Annotated in this window: 12 protein-coding genes; 5 read left to right on the top strand and 7 right to left on the bottom strand. The window is 73.0% G+C overall.

Going from position 1 to position 19,289, the window contains the following annotated elements; translation table 11 throughout:
* Window positions 1-50 precede the first annotated feature (50 nt).
* Entirely contained in the window at window positions 51-716 is a 666-nt protein-coding gene (locus tag ACFZBB_RS15280; RefSeq protein WP_391121938.1) for a redoxin domain-containing protein, read from the top strand.
* Between the two features lie 428 nt (window positions 717-1,144).
* Here ACFZBB_RS15280 and ACFZBB_RS15275 read toward each other — a convergent pair whose 3' ends face one another.
* Window positions 1,145-3,982 carry a lamin tail domain-containing protein gene (locus tag ACFZBB_RS15275; RefSeq protein WP_391121935.1) on the bottom strand — a complete coding sequence of 946 codons (2,838 nt, stop codon included), beginning with the start codon at window positions 3,980-3,982 and terminating at the stop codon, window positions 1,145-1,147.
* 202 nt (window positions 3,983-4,184) lie between these two features.
* Between ACFZBB_RS15275 and ACFZBB_RS15270 the strand changes: the two genes are divergently transcribed.
* Window positions 4,185-5,318, top strand: coding sequence for a peptidoglycan-binding protein (locus ACFZBB_RS15270; RefSeq protein WP_391121932.1), 1,134 nt, complete (start codon window positions 4,185-4,187; stop codon window positions 5,316-5,318).
* Window positions 5,319-5,543: 225 nt separating this feature from the next.
* Here the strand turns inward: ACFZBB_RS15270 and ACFZBB_RS15265 are convergent, their stop codons facing one another.
* Window positions 5,544-6,449 (bottom strand): hypothetical protein, encoded by a 906-nt coding sequence (locus ACFZBB_RS15265; RefSeq protein WP_391121929.1) that lies wholly within the window; start codon window positions 6,447-6,449, stop codon window positions 5,544-5,546.
* Between the two features lie 339 nt (window positions 6,450-6,788).
* Here ACFZBB_RS15265 and ACFZBB_RS15260 point away from each other — a divergent pair, with 339 nt between their 5' ends.
* A complete protein-coding gene (locus tag ACFZBB_RS15260) occupies window positions 6,789-10,280 on the top strand; it encodes a phosphodiester glycosidase family protein (RefSeq protein ID WP_391121926.1) in 3,492 nt (1,163 codons plus the stop codon).
* Window positions 10,281-10,355: 75 nt separating this feature from the next.
* On the opposite strand, the gene ACFZBB_RS15255 is transcribed toward ACFZBB_RS15260, so the two are convergent.
* The gene (locus ACFZBB_RS15255; protein ID WP_391121923.1) at window positions 10,356-10,676 is read right to left on the bottom strand and encodes an SCO0607 family lipoprotein; all 321 of its coding nucleotides are present in this window, start codon (window positions 10,674-10,676) and stop codon (window positions 10,356-10,358) included.
* Window positions 10,677-10,834: 158 nt separating this feature from the next.
* On the opposite strand from ACFZBB_RS15255, the gene ACFZBB_RS15250 reads away from it, so the two are divergent.
* Window positions 10,835-11,932, top strand: coding sequence for an LLM class flavin-dependent oxidoreductase (locus ACFZBB_RS15250; RefSeq protein ID WP_391121920.1), 1,098 nt, complete (start codon window positions 10,835-10,837; stop codon window positions 11,930-11,932).
* Window positions 11,933-11,938: 6 nt separating this feature from the next.
* Here the strand turns inward: ACFZBB_RS15250 and ACFZBB_RS15245 are convergent, their stop codons facing one another.
* Window positions 11,939-12,082 carry a hypothetical protein gene (locus ACFZBB_RS15245; RefSeq protein WP_391121916.1) on the bottom strand — a complete coding sequence of 48 codons (144 nt, stop codon included), beginning with the start codon at window positions 12,080-12,082 and terminating at the stop codon, window positions 11,939-11,941.
* Window positions 12,083-12,270: 188 nt separating this feature from the next.
* On the bottom strand, window positions 12,271-13,014 hold the full coding sequence (locus ACFZBB_RS15240) for an N-acetylmuramoyl-L-alanine amidase (RefSeq protein WP_391121913.1): 744 nt from the start codon (window positions 13,012-13,014) through the stop codon (window positions 12,271-12,273).
* A 327-nt stretch (window positions 13,015-13,341) separates the two neighbouring features.
* Between ACFZBB_RS15240 and ACFZBB_RS15235 the strand changes: the two genes are divergently transcribed.
* Window positions 13,342-16,413 carry a glycosyl hydrolase gene (locus ACFZBB_RS15235; protein WP_391121910.1) on the top strand — a complete coding sequence of 1,024 codons (3,072 nt, stop codon included), beginning with the start codon at window positions 13,342-13,344 and terminating at the stop codon, window positions 16,411-16,413.
* Between the two features lie 18 nt (window positions 16,414-16,431).
* Here ACFZBB_RS15235 and ACFZBB_RS15230 read toward each other — a convergent pair whose 3' ends face one another.
* Window positions 16,432-17,226: a hypothetical protein gene (locus ACFZBB_RS15230; RefSeq protein WP_391121907.1), complete on the bottom strand. Its 795-nt coding sequence runs from the start codon at window positions 17,224-17,226 to the stop codon at window positions 16,432-16,434.
* 27 nt (window positions 17,227-17,253) lie between these two features.
* On the bottom strand, window positions 17,254-19,179 hold the full coding sequence (locus ACFZBB_RS15225) for a protein kinase (protein ID WP_391121904.1): 1,926 nt from the start codon (window positions 19,177-19,179) through the stop codon (window positions 17,254-17,256).
* Window positions 19,180-19,289: the final 110 nt, after the last annotated feature.

The raw sequence follows: 19,289 nt of genomic DNA, 5'->3' as shown, positions 1-19,289 counted from the left end.
AATCACTGGGCCCATCGCAGCACGAATCGCAGCACGCAAGGGGCGCTCTCATGAACGACATCGCAACCCCGGTCGCCGACCGGGCCGCCGAGGTCCAGGCGCAGGCCGCCGGGCGGCTGCCCGCCGAGGTCGGAACCGCCTTCGAGAACGAGAGGCGGCGGCTGATGGCGGCCGGTGTCCCGGACGGCGTCGCCGGTCCGGGCACCGCCATGCCCGACGGCGACCTTCTGGACGCGACCGGTCGGCCGACGAGCCTTTCGGCCGTACGGGCGGGGCGCCCGGCCGTCGTCGTCTTCTACCGCGGCGCCTGGTGCCCGTACTGCAACCTGACCTTGCGCACCTACCAGGAGGCCCTGGTCGACCAACTCCGAGCGCGGGGCGTCGCCCTGATCGCGCTCAGCCCGCAGAAGCCGGACGGCTCGCTGACGATGACCGAGAAGCTCGGCCTGTCGTACGCCGTACTGTCGGACCCGGGGAACCGGATCGCCGCGCGGCTCGGCATCGTCTTCACCCTCGCCGACAGCGCGCAGGACGCCCAGGCGTCCCTCGGCGTCCGCCTCACCGACGTCAACGCCGACGGGTCCGCCGCTCTCCCGCTCGCCACGACCGTCCTCGTCGGCGCCGACGGCTCCATCCGCTGGATCGACGTCCACCCCGATTACACGACGCGGTCGGAACCCGCCGAGATCCTTGCCGCCGTCGCGGCCCTCGAATAGCCCTCGGCGGAGCCGCGCCCTGAGCAAACACGTCATCCCCGCACGCGCGGGGGGCCGCCATGCGCGGGGCACAGCGCCAAGTAGCCCCCGGGGCCATCCCCACACGCGCGGGGGGCAGCGGACGTTGACGCCCGAGCAGGTGACGGGCCAGGGGCCATCCCCGCACGCGCGGGGGGCAGCGCTTGAACCGGTCGGTGGTGAAGCCGGTCCCGGGGCCATCCCCGCACGCGCGGGGGGCATTCTCGCTGACGTGCACGTTTGGCAGCGGGTGGAGGCGGATTGAACCAACTGCCAAGGATCGGGCAAATGGGGCGAACCGCCACGCGGGGGGAGTGCGTGCCGGGGCCGGGTACAGGGTAAGGCGGGGTGGCGCCGTGTGTGGGGGGACGGGAGAGGCCGGGCGGGGGCCCGGCCTCTCTTGGTGGGGGTCAGGACAGGAAGGTCTCGCAACGGCCGCCGACGTTGGTGTTGTTGCCGGTGCCGGGGTGGGCGGCGTCGAGGCCGGGGCCGCAGTCGAGGGTGTCGTTGCCGGTGGTGGAGCGGATGGTGTCGGAACCGTCGCCCGTGGAGACGACGTTGTTGCCGGCGCCCGCGTCGACGCGGTCGTCGCCGTTGCCGGTGGTGATGCGGTCGTTGCCGCTGCCCGCGAGGACCACATTCGCACCGTCGCCCGCCGAGACGACGTTGTTGCCGCCGCCCGCGTCGATACGGTCGTCGCCCCCACCCGTCGTGATCTGGTCGTTGCCGCTGCCCGCGAGGACCACATTCGCACCGTCGCCCGCCGAGACGACGTTGTTGCCGCCGCCCGCGTCGGTGTACGAAGGGCCAGTGCCTGGCAGCGAGATGCGGTCGTTGCCCGCGCCGGTGAGGACGCAGTCGCTTCCGCCGCCGCCGTCGACGGTGTCGTTGCCGCCTCGGCCGAGGATGAGGTCGTTGCCGGGGGTGCCGGTGAGGCGGTCGTTGCCGGTGGTGCCGAGGATGACGTTCTGGATGTCGATGCCGGTGCAGGGGCCGAAGGTGACGGAGCCGGTGTGGCGGATGCCGGTGAGGCCGGTGGGGGTCTCGGTGTAGGTGAGGGAGGCGCCGCGGGCGACGGTCGCGGCGACCGGGGCGAGGACGGCGGGCTCGCCGTCGACCGTACGCACGGTGGTCGTGCGGCCGGAGCCGGTGATCTCGTAGGAGCCGCACCCGAGGGAGAGCGTGGCCGCGCCGCCGGTCAACTGGACCTGGGCGGGGGCGGATCCGGGGCCGACGTACACCAGCACGCCCGCGGGGTCGCGGGCGTCGGAGACCAGGACCGTACGGCCGCCGGTGGCGACGACACGGCCGGCGGTGGTGCCGCCGAGGGCCACGTCGGAGAAGCCGTCCAGGGGCAGGAAGGCACCGCCCGCCGCGCAGGCGATCGTGCCGCCGCGCAACGCGTGCCCGTCGTCGTCGCTGTCGTCGGACCAGAAGACCGGCTTGCGGCCGTCGACGCACTCGGAGCGCGGGGCGAAGGCGAAGCCTTCGTTGTTGAGGTTGGGCATCGCGGCCGGGCGCTCGTAGTGGTCGGCGGCGGCGAAGTCACCGCCGGCGCCCACGGCGAAGGTCGCCGTACGGCCGTTGCAGGTGTCGTCGCACACGACCCACAGCCGGTCGGCCTCGGCGTCGAACTGGAGCTCCATGACGCTCGGGAAGCCGCTGGCGAAGGCGGCGACGCGGGTGAAGCCGCTGCCGGACTGGTCGAGGGCGTACGCGTAGACGCTGCCGTTGCCTTCGAGGCCGACGAAGAAGAGGCCGTCACCGTGGTCGGGGTAGGCGGCCGGGGCGTACGCGGCGCCCGTGTGCTGGTCGCGGAAGCCGTGCGAGGTCAGGTAGCTGTCGGGGACCCAAGTGATGCCCTCAAGACCGCTGTTGGCGCCGACCGGCGGCAGGTCCGCGGTCAGATTCCACTCGCGGGTGGCGCGCAGCGCGCCGGACCCCGTGCCGGGCGGGTCGAAGCGCAGCACCTCGGGACGGCTCACGCCGCTGACCGCGTTGTCGCGCTCGGTCGAGACGAAGACGCCGCCGGAAGGACCCGCGCCCGTCAGGGCGACCCCCTCGGCGTCGGGGTCACCGGTCCCGTCCGGGTAGCGCAGCGCCTTGCCCGCGCTCCACCCGTCGGCGGTGTCCGGCGCCCACTTGGCGCCGTCCCACTCCAGCCGGTACAGCGTGGAGGGGCCGTTCTTGACCGCCCACAGCACACCGGGAGTCGGCCCGCCGGAGCCCTCGTACGCGAGACCGCTCAGGTTCGTACCGAAGACGTTCGCGTCGTCGACCGTGGTCACCGAGGAGCCGCCCGGCCACGGGGAGGCCGCGACCTGACCGGCGCACGCGTTGGCCGCGCCCTTCGTGGAGGCGGCCGTCGTCGCGAAGTCGCCCGTGCCGTCGGGGCAACGCCCGTACGTGGTCGCCGCGTGGGCGGTCCAGGAGTACGCGTCGATCAGCGTCGTGCCGTCGGGCAGGAAGAGGCGGGCGGAGTCGGCGCCGCCGAGACCGAAGGCCGACTCGACGTCGAGCGCGAGGAAACCGCCCGGCGCGACCGACGTACCGGCGGGGACCGTGAAGACGTGGGAGTCGTCGTTGTCCTTGACGAGCCAGCCCGATATGTCCACGGACACGGGACTTGTGTTGGTCAACTCGACCCAGTCGCCCGGCGTTCCGCCATTGGACTCGACCTCATTGATTTTCACGGCCGACGAGGGCGCTCCGCAGTCGTTCGCGGCGCCCTTGGTGGACGCGGTCGTGGTGACGAAAGCGCCGGTGCCGTCGGGGCAACGGCCGTACGTGGTCGCCGCGTGGGCGGTCCAGGAGTACGCGTCCACCAAGGTCACGCCGTCGGGCAGGAAAAGCCGCGCGGAATCCGCGCTTCCCAGCCCGAAGACGGGGTCGACGTCGAGCGCGAGAAATCCGCCGGGCGCGATCGACGTACCGGCCGCAATCGTGAACACATGCGAGTCGTCATTGTCCTTGACGAGCCAACCCGACACATCCACAGCAATCGCACCCGAATTGACCAACTCGACCCAGTCGCCCGGCGTTCCGCCATTGGACTCGACCTCATTGATTTTCACGGCGGAAGGCGCCGCGTCGGCCGCCGAAGAAACGGCAGGCGAAACCGCCGAGGCGGCGGGCGAGGACGTGAGGAAAAAGGGAATCGCGGTCAGGAACGCGACGCCCAGAGTGATTGACGCACGCCATCTCTTATGCAAGGTTTGCAAGACTGAGGGTCCCTCTTCGGTCGGCACGGCGGGAAATGAGCAGGGGTCCCGCGAAGCCTCCGGCAGCCCGGCGAATGGCGGGCGAACCGCGGGCGAACGCCAGGTGAGCCTTCGGTTCCGCGCCGACCATCACGATCTTGAAACAATTCTGGTCAGACATCAGAAGGCTCAATAGTCTCCGGGTGCACGGCAGTTAACAGTGACTGCCACGTTCCTCGGGGAGCATGCATTGGCCATACACGAGCACGAGGTCGACCGTCGCACGTTGTTCAGAGTCGGCCTGGGCGGAGCGGTCGCCGCCGTCGTCGGTACCGAACTGGCCTTGCCCGGAGCGGCCGTTGCCGCGCCGTCGCCGCAATTCCCGTGGATCATCGACTGCGACACGTGGGGCGCCCGGCCGCCGTCCAGCCCGATCCAGATCACCGGCAACACCACGAACAAGATCATCCTGCACCACATGGCGTTCCCCAACGTCACGGACTACTCGCGCGCCCACGCGGTCCAGCTCGCCAAGGACTGCCAGGACCTGCACATGGACACCAACGGCTGGGCCGACACCGGCCAGCACTTCACCGTCAGCCGCGGCGGCTACGTCATGGAGGGCAGGCACCGCAGCCTGGAGACGCTGGTCACCGGGGAACACCAGGTCACGGCCGCGCACTGCCCCGGTGAGAACGGCAACGCGATCGGCATCGAGAACGAGGGCACGTACATCACGGAGACGCCGCCGCCCGCGCTGCTCGACTCCCTGGTGGAGCTGTGCGTCGCGGTGTGCCGGCAGTTCGACCTGCACGCCTGGGACATCTTCGGACACTGGGACTTCCGGCTCGGCACCGAGTGTCCCGGCGCCGCCTTCTACGCGCAGTTCCCGACGATCCGCTCGCGCGTCCTGACCCGGATGCGCACGCCCCGGCGGGACATCCCCGCCCGCCGCTGGCCGGACATCTGGCGGTTCGTGGACAGCCAGGTCGTCGGGGTCGCGCAGTACCTGCTCAACAACGCCGGGTACACCGCGCTGACGCCCAACGGCGTCTTCGGCACCGACATGAACGCCGTGGTCGCCGACTTCCAGACCACGCACGGCATTCCGGTCACGCCCGACGCCACTTTCGACACCGCCACGTGGGAAGCGCTGGCGCCCGTACTCGACAAGCACGCCACCGGGCTGCCGGTGAGCGGCCTCCAGTCGATCCTGGCCCTCAAGGGCTTCGCCGGTGTCACGGTCAACGGCACCTTCGACCACGCCACCCAGAAGGCCGTCCAGGACCTCCAGCGGCTGCACGGCCTGCGCCCCAACGGCAAGGTCGACCTGAGCACGTGGTGTGCCGCGGTCGGCGGGTCCGTCCGCGAGGCGTTCTGCTAGCGCAGGATTCGCGGGGCCTGTGCTCCGTTAGGGGCGCGGGGAACTGCGCGGCAAACCACGATGCTCCCGCAGGTCACCGCCGGTCCAGGCGGGGCAGTTCGGTTGTCTTCGGACCACCGGGCCGGGGGGGGCTGGTCGCGCCGTTCCCCGCGCCCCTACGGGGCACGTTCTGGCGGAGGTGGGTCAGGGCACCGCCCCCTACGGGGCACGTCCTGGCCTGAGGTCTCAGGGCAGGCAGAGGATCAGGATGCACAGGCCCTGGTGGGCGGGCGGGGTCGTGGGGGACGTGCTCGGCGGCGCGGGGTCGGCGGGGGTGGTGGCCGGGGGCGCCGTCGTCGTCGTGCCGGGGTCCGCGGGGGTGTCGGCGGCGGTGCCGGTGCCGTGGTTCGCCGCTTGCGTGCCGGTCGACGGGGGCGTCGAAGGAGCCGTCGAAGTGGACGGGGCCGGGCCTGTGGCCGGGGAAGTGGCGGGCAGCGGGGCCGTACCGGCGTTGGTGGCGGCCGGGTGGGTCGCCTCGGCCGTGGGGAGCGCCGGGGTACGGGTGTGCCGCTGGGTGGCGGGCGCGCTGTCGTGCGGGGCCGAAGTCGGGTCCGTGGCCTGCGAGTTGTCCGTGCGCAGCGTCACCGGCGTCACGGTGTCGTACGACGAGGACGCCGTCGTGCCCCGGCCGGAGCCGTGGTTCTGCATGGACGCGACGGTCACGCCGCCGCCGAAGAGGGCCACCGCCGTGGCGACGCCCGCACGGCGCCGGTTCTTCTTCCACCGCTCCAACTGCCGCCGCCGGGCGGCGCGTCCGCCCTGCAAGCGGGGCACGAGCGAGGAGGGCCCGAGGACGGACGCCGTCCCCTCCTCGTCAGCCGCAGCCGCAGCCCTAGCCGAAGGCGCAGGCGCGGCCTCAGGGGCGGCCGGGAAGACGGAGGGCTCCGGTATGTACGCGGCGGGCTCGTACGGGTCCGCGTACGAGACCGGCGCCGCGTACGAGCCCGGGTCCGCGTACGAGCCCGGCGCCGCGTACGAGCCCGGGTCCGCGTACGAGCCCGGGTCCGCGTCCGTCTCCGGGGCGTAGGCACCGCAACCCGGGCACACCAGAGCCCCGTTGACGGAGCGTCGGCACGTGTAGCAGTAGTCCATTCGTGGTCTTTCTCCGCTGGCTTCGCGGCCGAGGGTGGGCCGCAGGGATGTCCACGTCCCCCGCGAAGGGGCAGCCGACCGAAACTAACAGCTGTAACGGGAGGGGTTGCAAGCGACCTGTGTGTTTTTTGAAAAGCCGCGCCGTCTCCTGGGCGGCAATATCCCGACGTGCCCGCCAAATGCGGACGTACCGCACCCGCGTCAACCCCGTGAAGTGCGGCAGGCGGCGGCGCCCACGGTGCCGTTCGGGCGCAATGCGCCCGCGCACCGGCAACCCGATGCCCTTACCTACGTTTTCGTTCATCTCATCGACGGAGAAAACCAATAGCGTGATGCGCCATGGAGAATCAGCAAACCAGCACCGCCTCGGGGATAACGCGACGCGGCCTCATCGTCGGCGCCGTCGCCGCCGGACTCACCGCGACCGCCGGAACCGCGAGCGCGCAAACGAGCCGACAGGGCACATCGGGACAGGTCGGGAGCACACCGGCGTTCACTCCGCCGGAATCGGCCAAATACCCCGGTTACGCCGAATACAAGCCGCCGAATTACCAGTTGGCCGTTCCGGGGGAATCCCTCGTGGCGGGCCGCGCGGACTACCCGGTCGCGCCCGGTATCGTCCTCACCTCCTTCGACACATTCGGCCGCACCGGCTGGACGCGGGTCCATGTGCTCAACGCCGATCTCGGCAACGCGTCGGTCGGCGTGGACCTCGTCGCGGACAAGGTGAGCGACCCGCGTCCGCTCGCCCGGGCGGCGAACGCGCAGCGCGCCGTGGCCGCCGTCAACGGCGACTATTTCGACATCACCGAGACCTTCGCGGCCGAGGGCCCGGAAATCCAGGACGGCACGCTCCGCAAGGGCACGAACAAGACGGCGACCGTCGCGGCGATCGGCGCCGACCGGGTGGCCCGGCTGGCCGACCTGGTGCTCACCGGTACGGTCACGGTCGCCGGGACGCGACGGCCGCTCACCGCCCTCAACTCGCCCTCGGTGCCCGCCGACGGCGTCGCCGCGTACACCCCGAAGTGGGGCGCCGGGCGCCGCACGCTCATCCAGGACGCGGGCCCGTACACCGAACTCGTCGTCGCGGGCGGGAAGATCACCGCCGTCAACGCCCAACTCACCGATGCCGCGGTGCCGGACGGCGGTGTGGTCGTGCTCGGTCGGGGCGCGGCGGCGGCCCAACTGGCCGCCGCCAAGCCGGGCGACGCCGTCACCGTCGACTTCGCGCCGCGGACGAACGCGCCCGTCGCGCTGCGCACCGCGCTCGGCAGCGGCGAGGTGCTGGTGCGCGGCGGCACGGCGATCGACTTCCCGCCGAGCACCGGCAACGACGCGGCCAAGCCGCGCACGGCCATCGCGTGGCTGGACGGCGGCCACCGCCTGCTGCTCGTCGCGATCGACGGCTCGGCCAACTTCTCCGCCGGGCTCAGCTTCGACGACACCGCCAAGCTGCTGGTGCGGCTCGGCGCCACCGAGGCGTTCATGCTCGACGGCGGCGGCTCCACCGAGATCGTCGCCCGCAGGCCCGGCGACACCGGGGTCGGGGTCGTCAACACCCCCTCGGACGGCGGCGAGCGGCCCGTGCCCAACGGCGTCGGCCTCTTCGCCGCCCGCGAGGGCTCGGGGCGGCTGCGCGGTCTCGACGTACGCCCGCGCGCCGACCGCGTCGTGCCGGGGCTGACCGTGGACGTCGCGGCGGCGGGCTACGACGAGACGTGGGCGCCGGTGCCGATCGACGAACACCGCGACCCCGTACGGTGGTCGGCCTCCCCCGGCTCCCTCGGCACCGCGCGCGACGGCGTCTTCCGCGCCAGGAAGCCCGGCGCGGGAACGCTGCGCGCCCGTACCGGAGACGCGGACGGCGCGCACGAACTGCGGGTCCTCGGCGACCTGCACCGGCTGGCGTTCACCGAGCGGGCCGTCACCATCGACCCCGGCGCGACCGCGTCGGTCAGCCTGACCGGATACGACGCGGACGGCTTCGACGCGCCCGTCGCGCCGCGTGACGTCCAACTCGCCTACGACAAGGCCCTGATCACGGTGGCCGCGCAGCCCGACGGCAGCCTCCGGATCACCGGTGACGCGGGCGCGGTCGGCAGGGCCACCGTCCTGACGGCGACCGTGGGGGACGTGACGGCGCGGCTGCCCGTGACGGTCGGCCTGGTCGACGTGTCGCTGGCCGAGTTCGAGCCGGCCGAGAACTGGACGGCGCTGGCCGCGCGGGGCACGGCGTCGGTCGCCTTCGTCGCGGCCCCCGACCGGCCGGGCGCGGCGGCCGACAACCACGCGCTGCGGCTCACGTACGACTTCACCGGGCAGACGAGTACGTCGGCGGCGTACGCGGTGGCCGGCGGCGGTCCGATCACGCTGCCCACGGGCACGAAGCGGCTCGCGCTGTGGGTCAACGGTGACGGCAACAACCACTGGCTGCGCTGCATGATGTACTCGCAGGGCACCACCAATGTGCCGTTCACGCTCGCGCTGACCGTGGACTGGACGGGGTGGCGGCGGGTCGTGGGGGACCTCCCCGCCGGGTACTCGGAGCCGGTCACGCTGCTGCGGATCTACATCGCGGAGACGTCGCAGACCAACAAGAACGCGGGGCGGCTCGACTTCGACGGGCTCGCCGCGCAGGTCGGGCAGCGGCCGGACACCTCGCAGGCCCCGCAGCCCGACCCGTACGTGGTCGAGCAGGGCGGACTGCCGGACCGGCGGTGGACCTTCGCGGTCCTGTCCGATCTGCACGTCAGCGCCGCGGCCGGACTCGACTCCTTCTCCGGGCGGCAGGCGGTGACCGCGCTCGGCCAGGCCGTCGCGACCCGGCCGGACTTCCTGCTGATCAACGGCGACTTCGTGGACAACAACAACCCCGAGGACTTCGCACTCGCCAACGGGCTGCTGCGCGACCACGTACCGGCCGGGCTGCCGGTGTACTGGACGCCCGGCAACCACGAGGCGGGGCTGTCCGCGACCGGCGGCCTCGACGCGTTCCTCGCCGTGACCGGCCGCCCCAACCGGCAGGTCTTCGACCACAAGGGGACCCGTTTCATCCTGCTGGACTCGCACACCGGCGACATGCGGACCTCGGACTGGGACCAAGTGCCGCTGCTCCAGGCCGAGTTGGCGAAGGCGGCCAGGGACCGGTCGGTGACCGGTGTCGTGCTGTCCTTCCACCACCCCTTGCGGGACCCCTCGGGCGCGGGCGCCTCACAGCTCGCCGACCAACTGGAGGCCGGGCTCCTCCAGAAGTGGCTGGCCGACTTCCGGGAGACCTCCGGCAAGCCGGTGGCGCTCTTCACCGGCCACGCGCACACCGCGTCGGTCACGCGGACCGACGGCGTCCTGGAGGTCACCACCCCGGCCGTGGGCAAGACGCCGTACAGCTCGCCCGACCAGGGCGGCTTCTTCGGCTGGATGCACGTCGGCGTCGACCCCAGGCCCGCGCGCATCCGGGCCGGGCAGCCGAGCCCGCGGACCCGCGAGTGGCTGCGGGCCGAGAGCCGCCCGGTCATCGACGGGATCGAGCTGACGGTGGACGGTCCCGTGCCCGTCGGCACGTCGGCCGCTCTGGCGGCCACCGGCATCACCAGCGAGTTCGGACTGCGCTTTCCGCTGCGCTTCCCCGCCACGGTCGTCTGGTCGGGGGACGCGGGCGTCCTGGTGACCGACTCGCCCTCCGAGGCCAAGGCCGCCGAGCGCCGTCGCGGGACCCTCGCGGTCCTGGACCCGACGACCGCCACGCTCACCGCGCTGCGGCGCGGGACGGTCACGGTGACGGTCGCCTCGGGCGGCCTGACGGCGTCGGCGACGGTGACGCTGAAGTAGGCGCCAGGGCCCGCGTACGCCGATCCGTACGCGGGCCCGTCACGCCTGGTGAGGTCCCGCCCCCGCGGCGGGGCCTCACTTCACCTCGTTGCCGTCGACGTCCAGGGAGTGCTCCTGCCAGTACTTGTCCCACGTGTCGTCCACGTGCCGGGGGACCTTGCCCTTCGGGTAGCGCACGAAGCCCTTCGGCGGCTCCTCCTTGTCCGACACGCAGGCCCCGCCGCCCGCCGGGGGCCCGACCGACGCCACCGGGTACTCCCCGCCCGAGCACATCGCGTCCTGCACGCTGCACGCCGAGCCGAGCCCCATGAAGGCGACGCCCGCGAGGGACAGTCCGATCAGGGTGAGCCGGGGGCCGGCGGGAATCCGGGGCCGACGGGGATGGTTGGTCTGCACGGCGCTGCCGCCTCTCGCGTAGGTGATCGTCGCTCCTGGATCAGTGTGGCCGCGCGGATGTGTCCGAATCATCCGTGCTCGTACTCAGGTCGCGGTGGGTACGGAGTGCGGGGGCGGCGGGCGGGCGTGAGTATGGACGGAAACGTGGGAGGCGTGCTGTGCCGCTGGAATCCGAGCCGTTGCGGAAGCTGGGCTTCCTGACCATCGGGCTGTTCGACGAGGCCGATCCCCGGCGGGGGCACGAGTCGACGCTGGAGATCATCGAGCTGGGCGAACGGCTCGGCTTCGACAGCGCGTGGGTGCGGCACCGGCACCTCCAGTACGGGATCTCCTCGCCGGTCGCCGTGCTGGCGGCGGCGAGCCAGCGCACCCGCAGGATCGAGCTGGGCACCGCCGTCATCCCGCTGGGCTGGGAGAATCCGCTGCGGCTGGCCGAGGATCTGGCGACGGTCGACATCCTGTCCGGCGGACGGCTCAACCCCGGCGTCAGCGTCGGCCCGCCCACGCATTTCGAGCAGGTCGGGCCCGCGCTCTACCCGGACACCGCCGACGCCGAGGACTTCGGCTACCCGCGCGTCCGGCGGCTGCTGGACTTCGTACGCGGCGAGCGCGCCACCGACTTCAGCGGCGTCGAGGGCATCGAGGTCTTCTCCGACCGCGTCCAGCCGCACTCCCCCGGCCTCGGCGGCCGTCTCTGGTACGGCGGCGCGAGCCTGCGGTCGGCGCGGTGGGCGGGCGAGAACGGCATGAATTTCCTGACGAGCAGCGTCGTCAAGGCGGAGGAGTCGGAGAAGGCGGCGGAGTCGGAGAATCCGGAGGAGTCAGCGAAGGCGGCCGAGGCGGCGGTGACGGGGCCGGCGCCGGACTTCGCCGACATCCAGCTCTCCCACATCAGGACCTTCCGCGCCCACCACCCCGACGGCGACCGGGCCCGCGTCTCGCAGGGCCTCGTCGTCATCCCGACCGACAGCGCCACGCCCGCGCAGCGCGCCCGCTACGAGGAGTACGCCCGCAAGCGCCTGCCGCGCACCATGGCTCCGCAGGGCCCGGCGCGCATGCTCTTCTCCCCCGACTTCGTCGGCCCCTCGGCCCAGCTCGCCGAACGCCTCCACGCCCACGCCGCCTTCCGCGAGATCGACGAGGTCGCCTTCGCGCTGCCCTTCACCTTCGCCCACGAGGACTACGTCCAGATCCTCACCGACCTCGCCGGCGCCCTGGGCCCGGCGCTGGGCTGGCGCCCGGCTCAGTCCTCGTAGCCGTACTCAGTCCTCGTCGCCGTGCTTCGTCAGCAGGGCCGCGATGCGGGACTCGTGGGCGGCCTGCCAGGTGTCGGGGGACTCGGCGGCCTCCTTGGCCAGGACCGCGCGGGCGGAGGTGAGGATCCCGGGGGCGCGGGCGGCGGGCATGGTGCTCCTCCGTACGGGCGTCCCCCGCGCGGGGGTCGCGGCTGCGGTCAGGGCGGGGCCTATCCGGCCGACAGTAAGCGGGGGTCCGGGCGGGCCCGCGCGGGCCCGGCGCCGCGCCGAACCCGCAGGTCCGCCCGGCGCCGCACCGAACCCACGCGAGCCCGGCGCAGCGCCGGGCGGACCCGCCGCTACATCCGGGACGCCACGTCCGACCGGAGCTGCGGCAGCATCGCGTAGAGCTTGTCGCCGGGGCACTCGGTGACGTTGAAGTCCCGGTGCCCGAAGATCTGCGTCGGCGCGAGGCCGTACTTGTAGCAGATGTACGAGCAGAGGCTGACGAGGCTGGCGTAGAGGATCGACGGCGGCGCGACCGAGGTGTACGTGCCGTTGTTCTCGATGCCGATGCCCTGCGTGTTCTGGCCGACGGTGTGGGCGCCGACGACCATGTTGCTGCCCGCGAGCAGCCGTTCCAGGCTGCGGTGGCGGCCCTCCATGATGATGCCGGTCCGGCTGATGGTGAAGTGGTTGCCGGTGTCGATCCAGCCGTTGGTGTCCATGTGCAGGTCCTGGATCTCGTGCGCGATGGCGAACGAGCCGGACGTGCCCGAGTCGGCGGTGTTCGCGAACGCGGTGTGGTGCACGACGATCTTGTTGGGGTTGTTCCCGGCCAGGCTGACCGGGGAGGACGGCGGGCGGGCGCCCCACGCCGTGGTGTCGAACATGTTGGGCTCGGGGACGATCCGCGCAGCGGAGGCGGGCGCGGCGGAGGCGGGCGCGGCGCCGACGATCACGGCTCCCGCGCTCGCGCCGAGCACGGCGGCCGAGGCGAGGAAGCGGCGGCGGGACAGGGCGGCGGGGGACTCGGCTGGGCCGGACTCGGCGGTGCGGGACTGGGCGGTGCGGGGCATGGCGAAGTGCTCAGGGACCGACATGTGTGCTCCCGTGGTGGGGGTGAGGGAGAGCGTCAAATTCCGTGCGGGCAGCTGCTGTTGGAACTTAATGCCAAGTAACCACCGCAGAACAGAGTGCGGATGAAACTTTCCTCCATACGGCGGAGCCGGGCGCGGGGCGGACACGGGGCCGGTGCGGGGTCGGCGGGCGCGCGACACGGTGGCCACTCTCGGCCCCGCGGCATTCATTCCCCCGCCCGATTGAATCTGTTCAATGAATCCGACAAGTCCACCCCCTTGACGTCTGATGATTATCGGCCATAGCGTCCGCCCGGAACTTAAAACGTTTCATACGAGGAGACGCGCACCATGACCGACGACGCCAGCCACGCCGACGACAGCCGCCCGGACACCGGTGTCGCCCGCCGCCGCGTCCTCCAGGCCGGAGCCGCCGCGGGCGCGGCCCTCACGTGGGGCGCCGCCACCGGCACCGCGCACGCGGCCGAAGGGACGAGAGCGGCGGGCAGCGCCTCCGCGCACCCGGCCCCGTGCCGACCCGGCGCCCCCGGCTCCGCCTCCTGGTTCAGCGCCCCGCCCGCCCCCGTCCGCCCCAAATTCCGCTGGTGGTGGCCGGACGGGCTGGTCGAGCCCGCCGAGATCCGCCGCGAGATCGACCAGATCGCGGACGCCGGTTTCGGCGGCGTCGAGATCGCCGCGGTCCACCACAGCGTGGACGGCCCGGCCGTCCTGGACACCGCGCACCACGGCTGGGGCAGCGCGAGCTGGGTCGCCGGGATGGAGGCCGCGCTGGAGCAGGCCGACCGCCGCGGCCTGACCGTCGACCTCACCGCGGGCCCCGCCTGGCCGACCGCCGTCCCCACGATCACCCCGGACAGCCCGGCCGCCGTACAGGAACTCGCCTACGGTGTCGCCGCGTTGGCCGCCGGGGCCCGCTACGAGGGACCCGTCCCCGCCCCCGTCGTCGCCGCCGACCCGGCCGCCACGAAGGCCACGCTGCTCGCCGTGCAGGCGGTCCGCGTCGACACCGCCAACAGCACCCGCAAGGAGACCGGCCTCGACCCGGCCACGCTGGTGGACCTCACGCGCACGGTCACCAACGGCGCCGTCGCCTGGACCGCGCCCGACGACGGCGGGTCCTGGCTGCTGTTCGCCCACTGGCTGCGCGGCACCGGCCAGACCCCCGAGGCGGGGCCGCACACCGCGCCGACCGCGTACGTCGTGGACCACTTCAGCCCCGCCGGCACCCGCGCGATCACCGACTTCTGGGAGTCGGACCTGCTGACCCGCCCGGTGCGCCGGCTGATCGCCCGCGCGGGCGGCGCCCTCTTCGAGGACTCCATCGAGCTGGAGTCGCGCGCCCTGCTGTGGACCCCGGCGCTGCCCGCCGAATTCGCCCGCCGCCGCGGCTACGACCTGCTGCCGTACCTGCCCGCGCTGCTGCTCAACAAGAGCAACCAGGTCTACGCGTACGGCGCCGCGCTGACCGTCCGCGTACGCCACGACTTCTGGCAGACGGTCTCGGAGCTGTACAACACCCACCACGTCACCGCGATCAAGAAGTGGGCGAGCACCTTCGGACTGAAGCTGCGCGCGCAGCCGTACGGGCTCCAGACCGACGCCATCGCGACCGCCGCGCTCCTGGACATCCCCGAGGGCGAGTCGCTGGGCTTCAAGAACCTGGACGACTACCGGTGCCTGGCCGGCGGGCGGGACATGGCGGGCAGCACCATTCTGTCCTGCGAGTCGGGCGCGTACACCGGCGGCGCGTACAGCACCACCTGGCAGAAGTTCCTGCGCACGATGGGCGGCGCGTACGCGGCCGGGGTCAACCAGACGGTGATCCACGGCTTCTCGTACGCGACCCTGCCCGGTGTGGCCTGGCCGGGATACGCGGCCTTCACCCCGTACCACGGCGGTGTCGGCTACGGGGAGTCGTGGGGGCCGCGGCATCCGACATGGCGTCACATCGCCGACATGTCGGGCTACTTGGCCCGTGTGCACCAGGTCCTGCAAGCGGGGAAGCCGCGCCAGGACGTGGCGATCTTCCGGCAGACCGGCTACACCGCGACCGGCATCGGCGCGTCCTGGTTCACCTCGACCGGCATACCGCTGGGCTGGAACCACCAGTTCATCAGCGAGCCGCTGCTGAGCCTGCCGTCGGCGCGGGTGACCAACGGGGTGCTGGCGGCGGGCGGACCCGCGTACCGCGCCCTGTTCGTGGAGGCCGACTTCTTCGCCGGTTCCACCTGCACGCTGCCGGTCGAAGTCGCCGAGAAATTCCTGGCGTTCACCAAGGCCGGGCTGCCGATCGTGCTGCTCGGCGACTGGAGCACCGCGACCGTCCCCGGCCTGGACACCGGCGGCCAGGACGCCCGACTGCGCGCGGTGCTGGCCCAGTTGCTGGCCCAGCCGCGCGTCCGGCAGATCACCGACAAAACCGCGGTGGGCGCCGCGCTCGCCGACCTCGGCGTGACACCGCTCGTCTCGTACGCGACCAGTTCCACGCTGCTCAACGCCCACCGGTACGCGGACGGCGTCGACTACTTCTACTTCTGCAACGGCAAGCACGCCGAGACGGTCAAGCCGCCGGTCGCCGCCGTCGACCACGAGGTGACCCTGCGCCGGGGCAGCACCCGCCACGTCCCGTACCTGCTGGACCTGTGGACCGGACGCGTGCGGCGGATCGGCACGTACACCGAGAACGGCGACACGGTCACGCTGCGCGTCGCGCTCCAGCCCGGCGAGACCATGGTCGTCGCACTCGGTGTGCCCGGCCTGTTCGGCGACCGCACGGGCAGCGGCCCGCACGCGGTGTCCACCACCGCGGACACCGTGCTCTTCACCGACGGGCGGCTGACCGTACGCGGCTCCGCCGACGGCGAGTACGTCACCGAGCTGTCCCAAGGCCGCCGCACGGTGCGCAGCCGGATCTCCGGCGTGCCGCAGCCCACCCAACTCACGGGCTGGCGGCTGGACGTCGAGGACTGGCAGCCGGGCGCCACCGCCACCGAGACGACGGTCGTGCGCCGCGCGCTCACCCTCGACGCGCTCGCCGCCTGGCCCGACATCCCCGCGCTCGCCGACGTCTCCGGCATCGGCCGCTACCGCACCACCGTCCGCCTCGGCCGCGCCTGGACCGGCGGCCACGGCGCGCTGCTCGACCTCGGCACGGTCTACGACACCTGCCGCGTGACGGTCAACGGCCACCGCCTCGACCCCGTCGACCACATCAACCCCGTGGTGGACCTGGGCGGTTGGCTGCGGCAGGGCGACAACACCATCGAGGTCGAGGTCGCCACCACCCTCGGCAACCGGCTGCGCGTCAGCGATCCGGGCGTCTACGGCGGATCGCCGCGCCAGCCGTACGGCCTGGTCGGTCCGGTGCGCCTGCTCCCGTACGGGGAGGCGCGGATCGGCTGACCGCGCGCGTCAACGGCCTCAGGAGCAGCGGTAGGTGAAGGTGTACGACCCCGACTGCCGCTGCGGGGAGAGTACTTCGAGGGTCGCGGTCGCCTGGAGCGTGCCGCGGCCGTCGAAGGACCACAGCAGCACGACGTCCGTGCTGCGCCGCCCCTTCGCCACCCGCTGCCGCAACTCGTCGGACAGCGTGCCGTCGCTGCGCCGCCACCGGTAGCGCACCGTCCCCGCGTCCCCGCTGGTCCGCAGCGTGCCCACCACCTTCGCCGTACTGTGGCAGCCCTGGACGGCGGTGTCGTTGCGGACACTGACGCCGTCGACCTTCACCGAGCCCGGCCAGTGCTGCCACAGCAGATACGCCACCACCCCGAGCAGCACCAGCAGCGCGAGCAGCCAGCCGCCCAACGCCCGTTTCCCGCGCGGCTCCTCGGGCGGCAGCACCGGCTCTCCCGGCCGCACGGTGCCGTGCCACACGGCGGCGGTCCGCTCCGTGCCGACGGACGGCTCGGGCCCTTCGGGCACCCCGGGCCCGAAGCGGCGCAGCCCGGACGCGAAGGTCTCCGCCTCCGGGACCTCACTCGACCAGGAGTCGGGGTCGAGTACGGTCGCGCCGCCCGGCTCCTCGGTGCCGCCCGCACCGCCCCCGGCGCTCGCGCCGTCCGTACCGCTCGCGCCGCCGAAGCCGAGGTCGCTGAGCCGGAAGGTGCCGTCGTCCGGCGCGGCGGGAGCGGGGGCGGGGGCGGGGGCGGCCTGCGGCCGGGTGCTGAAGTGCAGGCGTGGGTCACGGCTCTGGTCGCGGTCACGGTCGTGCGGCATTCGTCCTCCCGGACGGAGAGCGGGAGTTCAGTTGAGGGCGGCGGCCCGGCAGGTGCGGGACGACAGCGTTTGCGAGGAGTTCTGGCCTTGGTCAGCCGTCGGGCTGGTGGCGACGGTAAGACCCCAGGTTGGGGTGATGTCCCTGCCACCGAAGGTGTGTGTGTAGGGACCGGAAGGCGAAGGTTGGCCTGCCTTCAAGGCCACTGTCTCCTGAGCAACCACAGTGCTCGTGCCGTTGGCATCGATATGGAACCACGTGAGGGTCAGCGTGCCGTCGGCGGCACCGTCGCTCCGTATCGCCACCGACGCCTGGGCCGTGTCCGGGCCACTGCACGCCATCGAGCCGATGGCCACCAGGGAGATGTGCAGCCTCGGCTCGGGAGCCGTGGTCGGCGGCGTCGTGGGCGGCGTCGTGGGCGCCGTGGTGGGGGGCGTCGACGTCGGCGCCGACGTCGTCGGGGGATCGACCGGCGCCGTCGTCGTCGTACCGCTCGGTGACGCGCTGTCCGAGGCGGACGGGGACGGGGACGCGGACTCCGACGTCGAGGGGGACGCGGACGGGGAACCGGATGTCGGGGTGCCGGTCGCGGGGGCCACGGGCCGGCCGGAGACCAGGGAGGTCAGGGCCGAGGGGGTCGAGGCGGTGGTGACCTCGTCGGAGGGGCCGTCGCCGCCGGTGGCCACCGCGGCCACGACGAGCCCGGTGGATATCAGGACGGCCGCGACCGCGCCCGCCACCAGTTTGGCGCGCCGCCCGAAGCGGGCCGGGCGTACCGGGCGGTGCCGCTCCAGCGCGACCAGGGCGTCACCCGGTGCCGCCGCGCCCGGAGTCGGCGCGGGGGCCGCGCCGGAGGCGACGCCCGCCCCCTGCCCGAGCTGCGTGTGCGCGAAGGCCGTCGTCCCCGAGGCGGCGCTGCCGCCGCCGAACGGCAGCAGCAGCGGCAACAGGGCCACGAGCGCGGCGAGTTTGCGCTGCCCGCGCTCCTCCCAGTCCTCGCCGTACGCGGCCCCCGCCACCGCCTGGAGTTCCGCGACGAATTCGGCCGCGCTCTGCGGGCGTTCCTGCGGGGTCTTGCCCAGGCCGCGGGTGACCAGACCGCGCACCGGCTCCGGCACCCGCTCGTCGGGGATGGGCGCTTCGGCGTGCTGCACGGCCAGTTCGAACATCGTCGAGCCGGAGTACGGCTTGCTGCCGGTCAGGCACTCGTAGAAGGTCGCGGTGGCCGCGTACACGTCGGTCGCCGGGGTGGCGGGGCCGCCCGCCCACTGCTCGGGCGCCATGTACGACGGCGTGCCCGCGACCGCGCCCGTCTCGCCGCTGCGCACCGCGACGCCGAAGTCCACCAGCTTGGACACGCCGTCCGTGGTGACCAGCACATTCGCGGGCTTGTAGTCGCGGTGCACCACCCCCGCCGCGTGCGCGGCGGCCAGGCCGAGCAGTGAGCCCTTCAGCACCGCGAGCGCCGGTTCCGGATCGGTCGCGCCCTCCTGTCGCAGCAGCGCGTGCAGCGCGATGCCGTCGACCAGCTCCATCACGATCGCGGCGTTCCCGCCGTCCTCCACGTACTCGTAGAAGCGCGCGATGTACGGCGAATGCAGGCCGCCGAGGAGTTCCGCCTCGGCGCGGAAGGCGGTTCGAAAGCGCGGGTCGCCGCCGAGCGGTCCCGCGAGGTACTTGACCGCCACCGCCGTTCCCGTGGCGACGTGCGTGGCCAGCACGACCCGGCCGGACGCGCCCGCGCCGAGGTCACGTTCGTGGGTGTAACCGGGCACGCTCCACGGCCCGTCGCCGCCCGTACCGCCGTAGCCCGTACCGCCGTAGCCCGTACCGCCGTAGCCCGTACCGCCGTAGCCCGTACCGCCGTGGCCCGTGTCGCCGCCGCTCGCGCCCGTGCCGCCGTAGCCCTTGGCCGGGTCGTACGCCGGTCTGCCGGAGCCGTCGTTTCCGTCCATCGCGTGCCGTCCCCCTCATCCGCCCCTGCCCGCCCCCCGGCGGCCGTCGCCGCGCTCACGCGCGCTCGTAGGCGTCGACGCAGATTACTGCGGCCGGGGTTCCCCGGCAC

Source organism: Streptomyces sp. NPDC008139, from assembly GCF_042957025.1.
Taxonomy (GTDB): Bacteria; Actinomycetota; Actinomycetes; order Streptomycetales; family Streptomycetaceae; genus Actinacidiphila.
This window is presented reverse-complemented; position numbering and strand designations above follow the sequence as displayed.

Bases quoted from the DNA above. Each gene is read 5' to 3' on its own strand.
- ACFZBB_RS15280 (WP_391121938.1), top strand. From the start codon at position 51: ATGAACGACATCGCAACCCCGGTCGCCGACCGGGCCGCCGAGGTCCAG.
- ACFZBB_RS15265 (WP_391121929.1), bottom strand. From the start codon at position 6,449: ATGGACTACTGCTACACGTGCCGACGCTCCGTCAACGGGGCTCTGGTG.
- ACFZBB_RS15260 (WP_391121926.1), top strand. From the start codon at position 6,789: ATGGAGAATCAGCAAACCAGCACCGCCTCGGGGATAACGCGACGCGGC.
- ACFZBB_RS15245 (WP_391121916.1), bottom strand. From the start codon at position 12,082: ATGCCCGCCGCCCGCGCCCCCGGGATCCTCACCTCCGCCCGCGCGGTC.
- ACFZBB_RS15240 (WP_391121913.1), bottom strand. From the start codon at position 13,014: ATGTCGGTCCCTGAGCACTTCGCCATGCCCCGCACCGCCCAGTCCCGC.
- ACFZBB_RS15235 (WP_391121910.1), top strand. From the start codon at position 13,342: ATGACCGACGACGCCAGCCACGCCGACGACAGCCGCCCGGACACCGGT.
- ACFZBB_RS15230 (WP_391121907.1), bottom strand. From the start codon at position 17,226: ATGCCGCACGACCGTGACCGCGACCAGAGCCGTGACCCACGCCTGCAC.
- ACFZBB_RS15225 (WP_391121904.1), bottom strand. From the start codon at position 19,179: ATGGACGGAAACGACGGCTCCGGCAGACCGGCGTACGACCCGGCCAAG.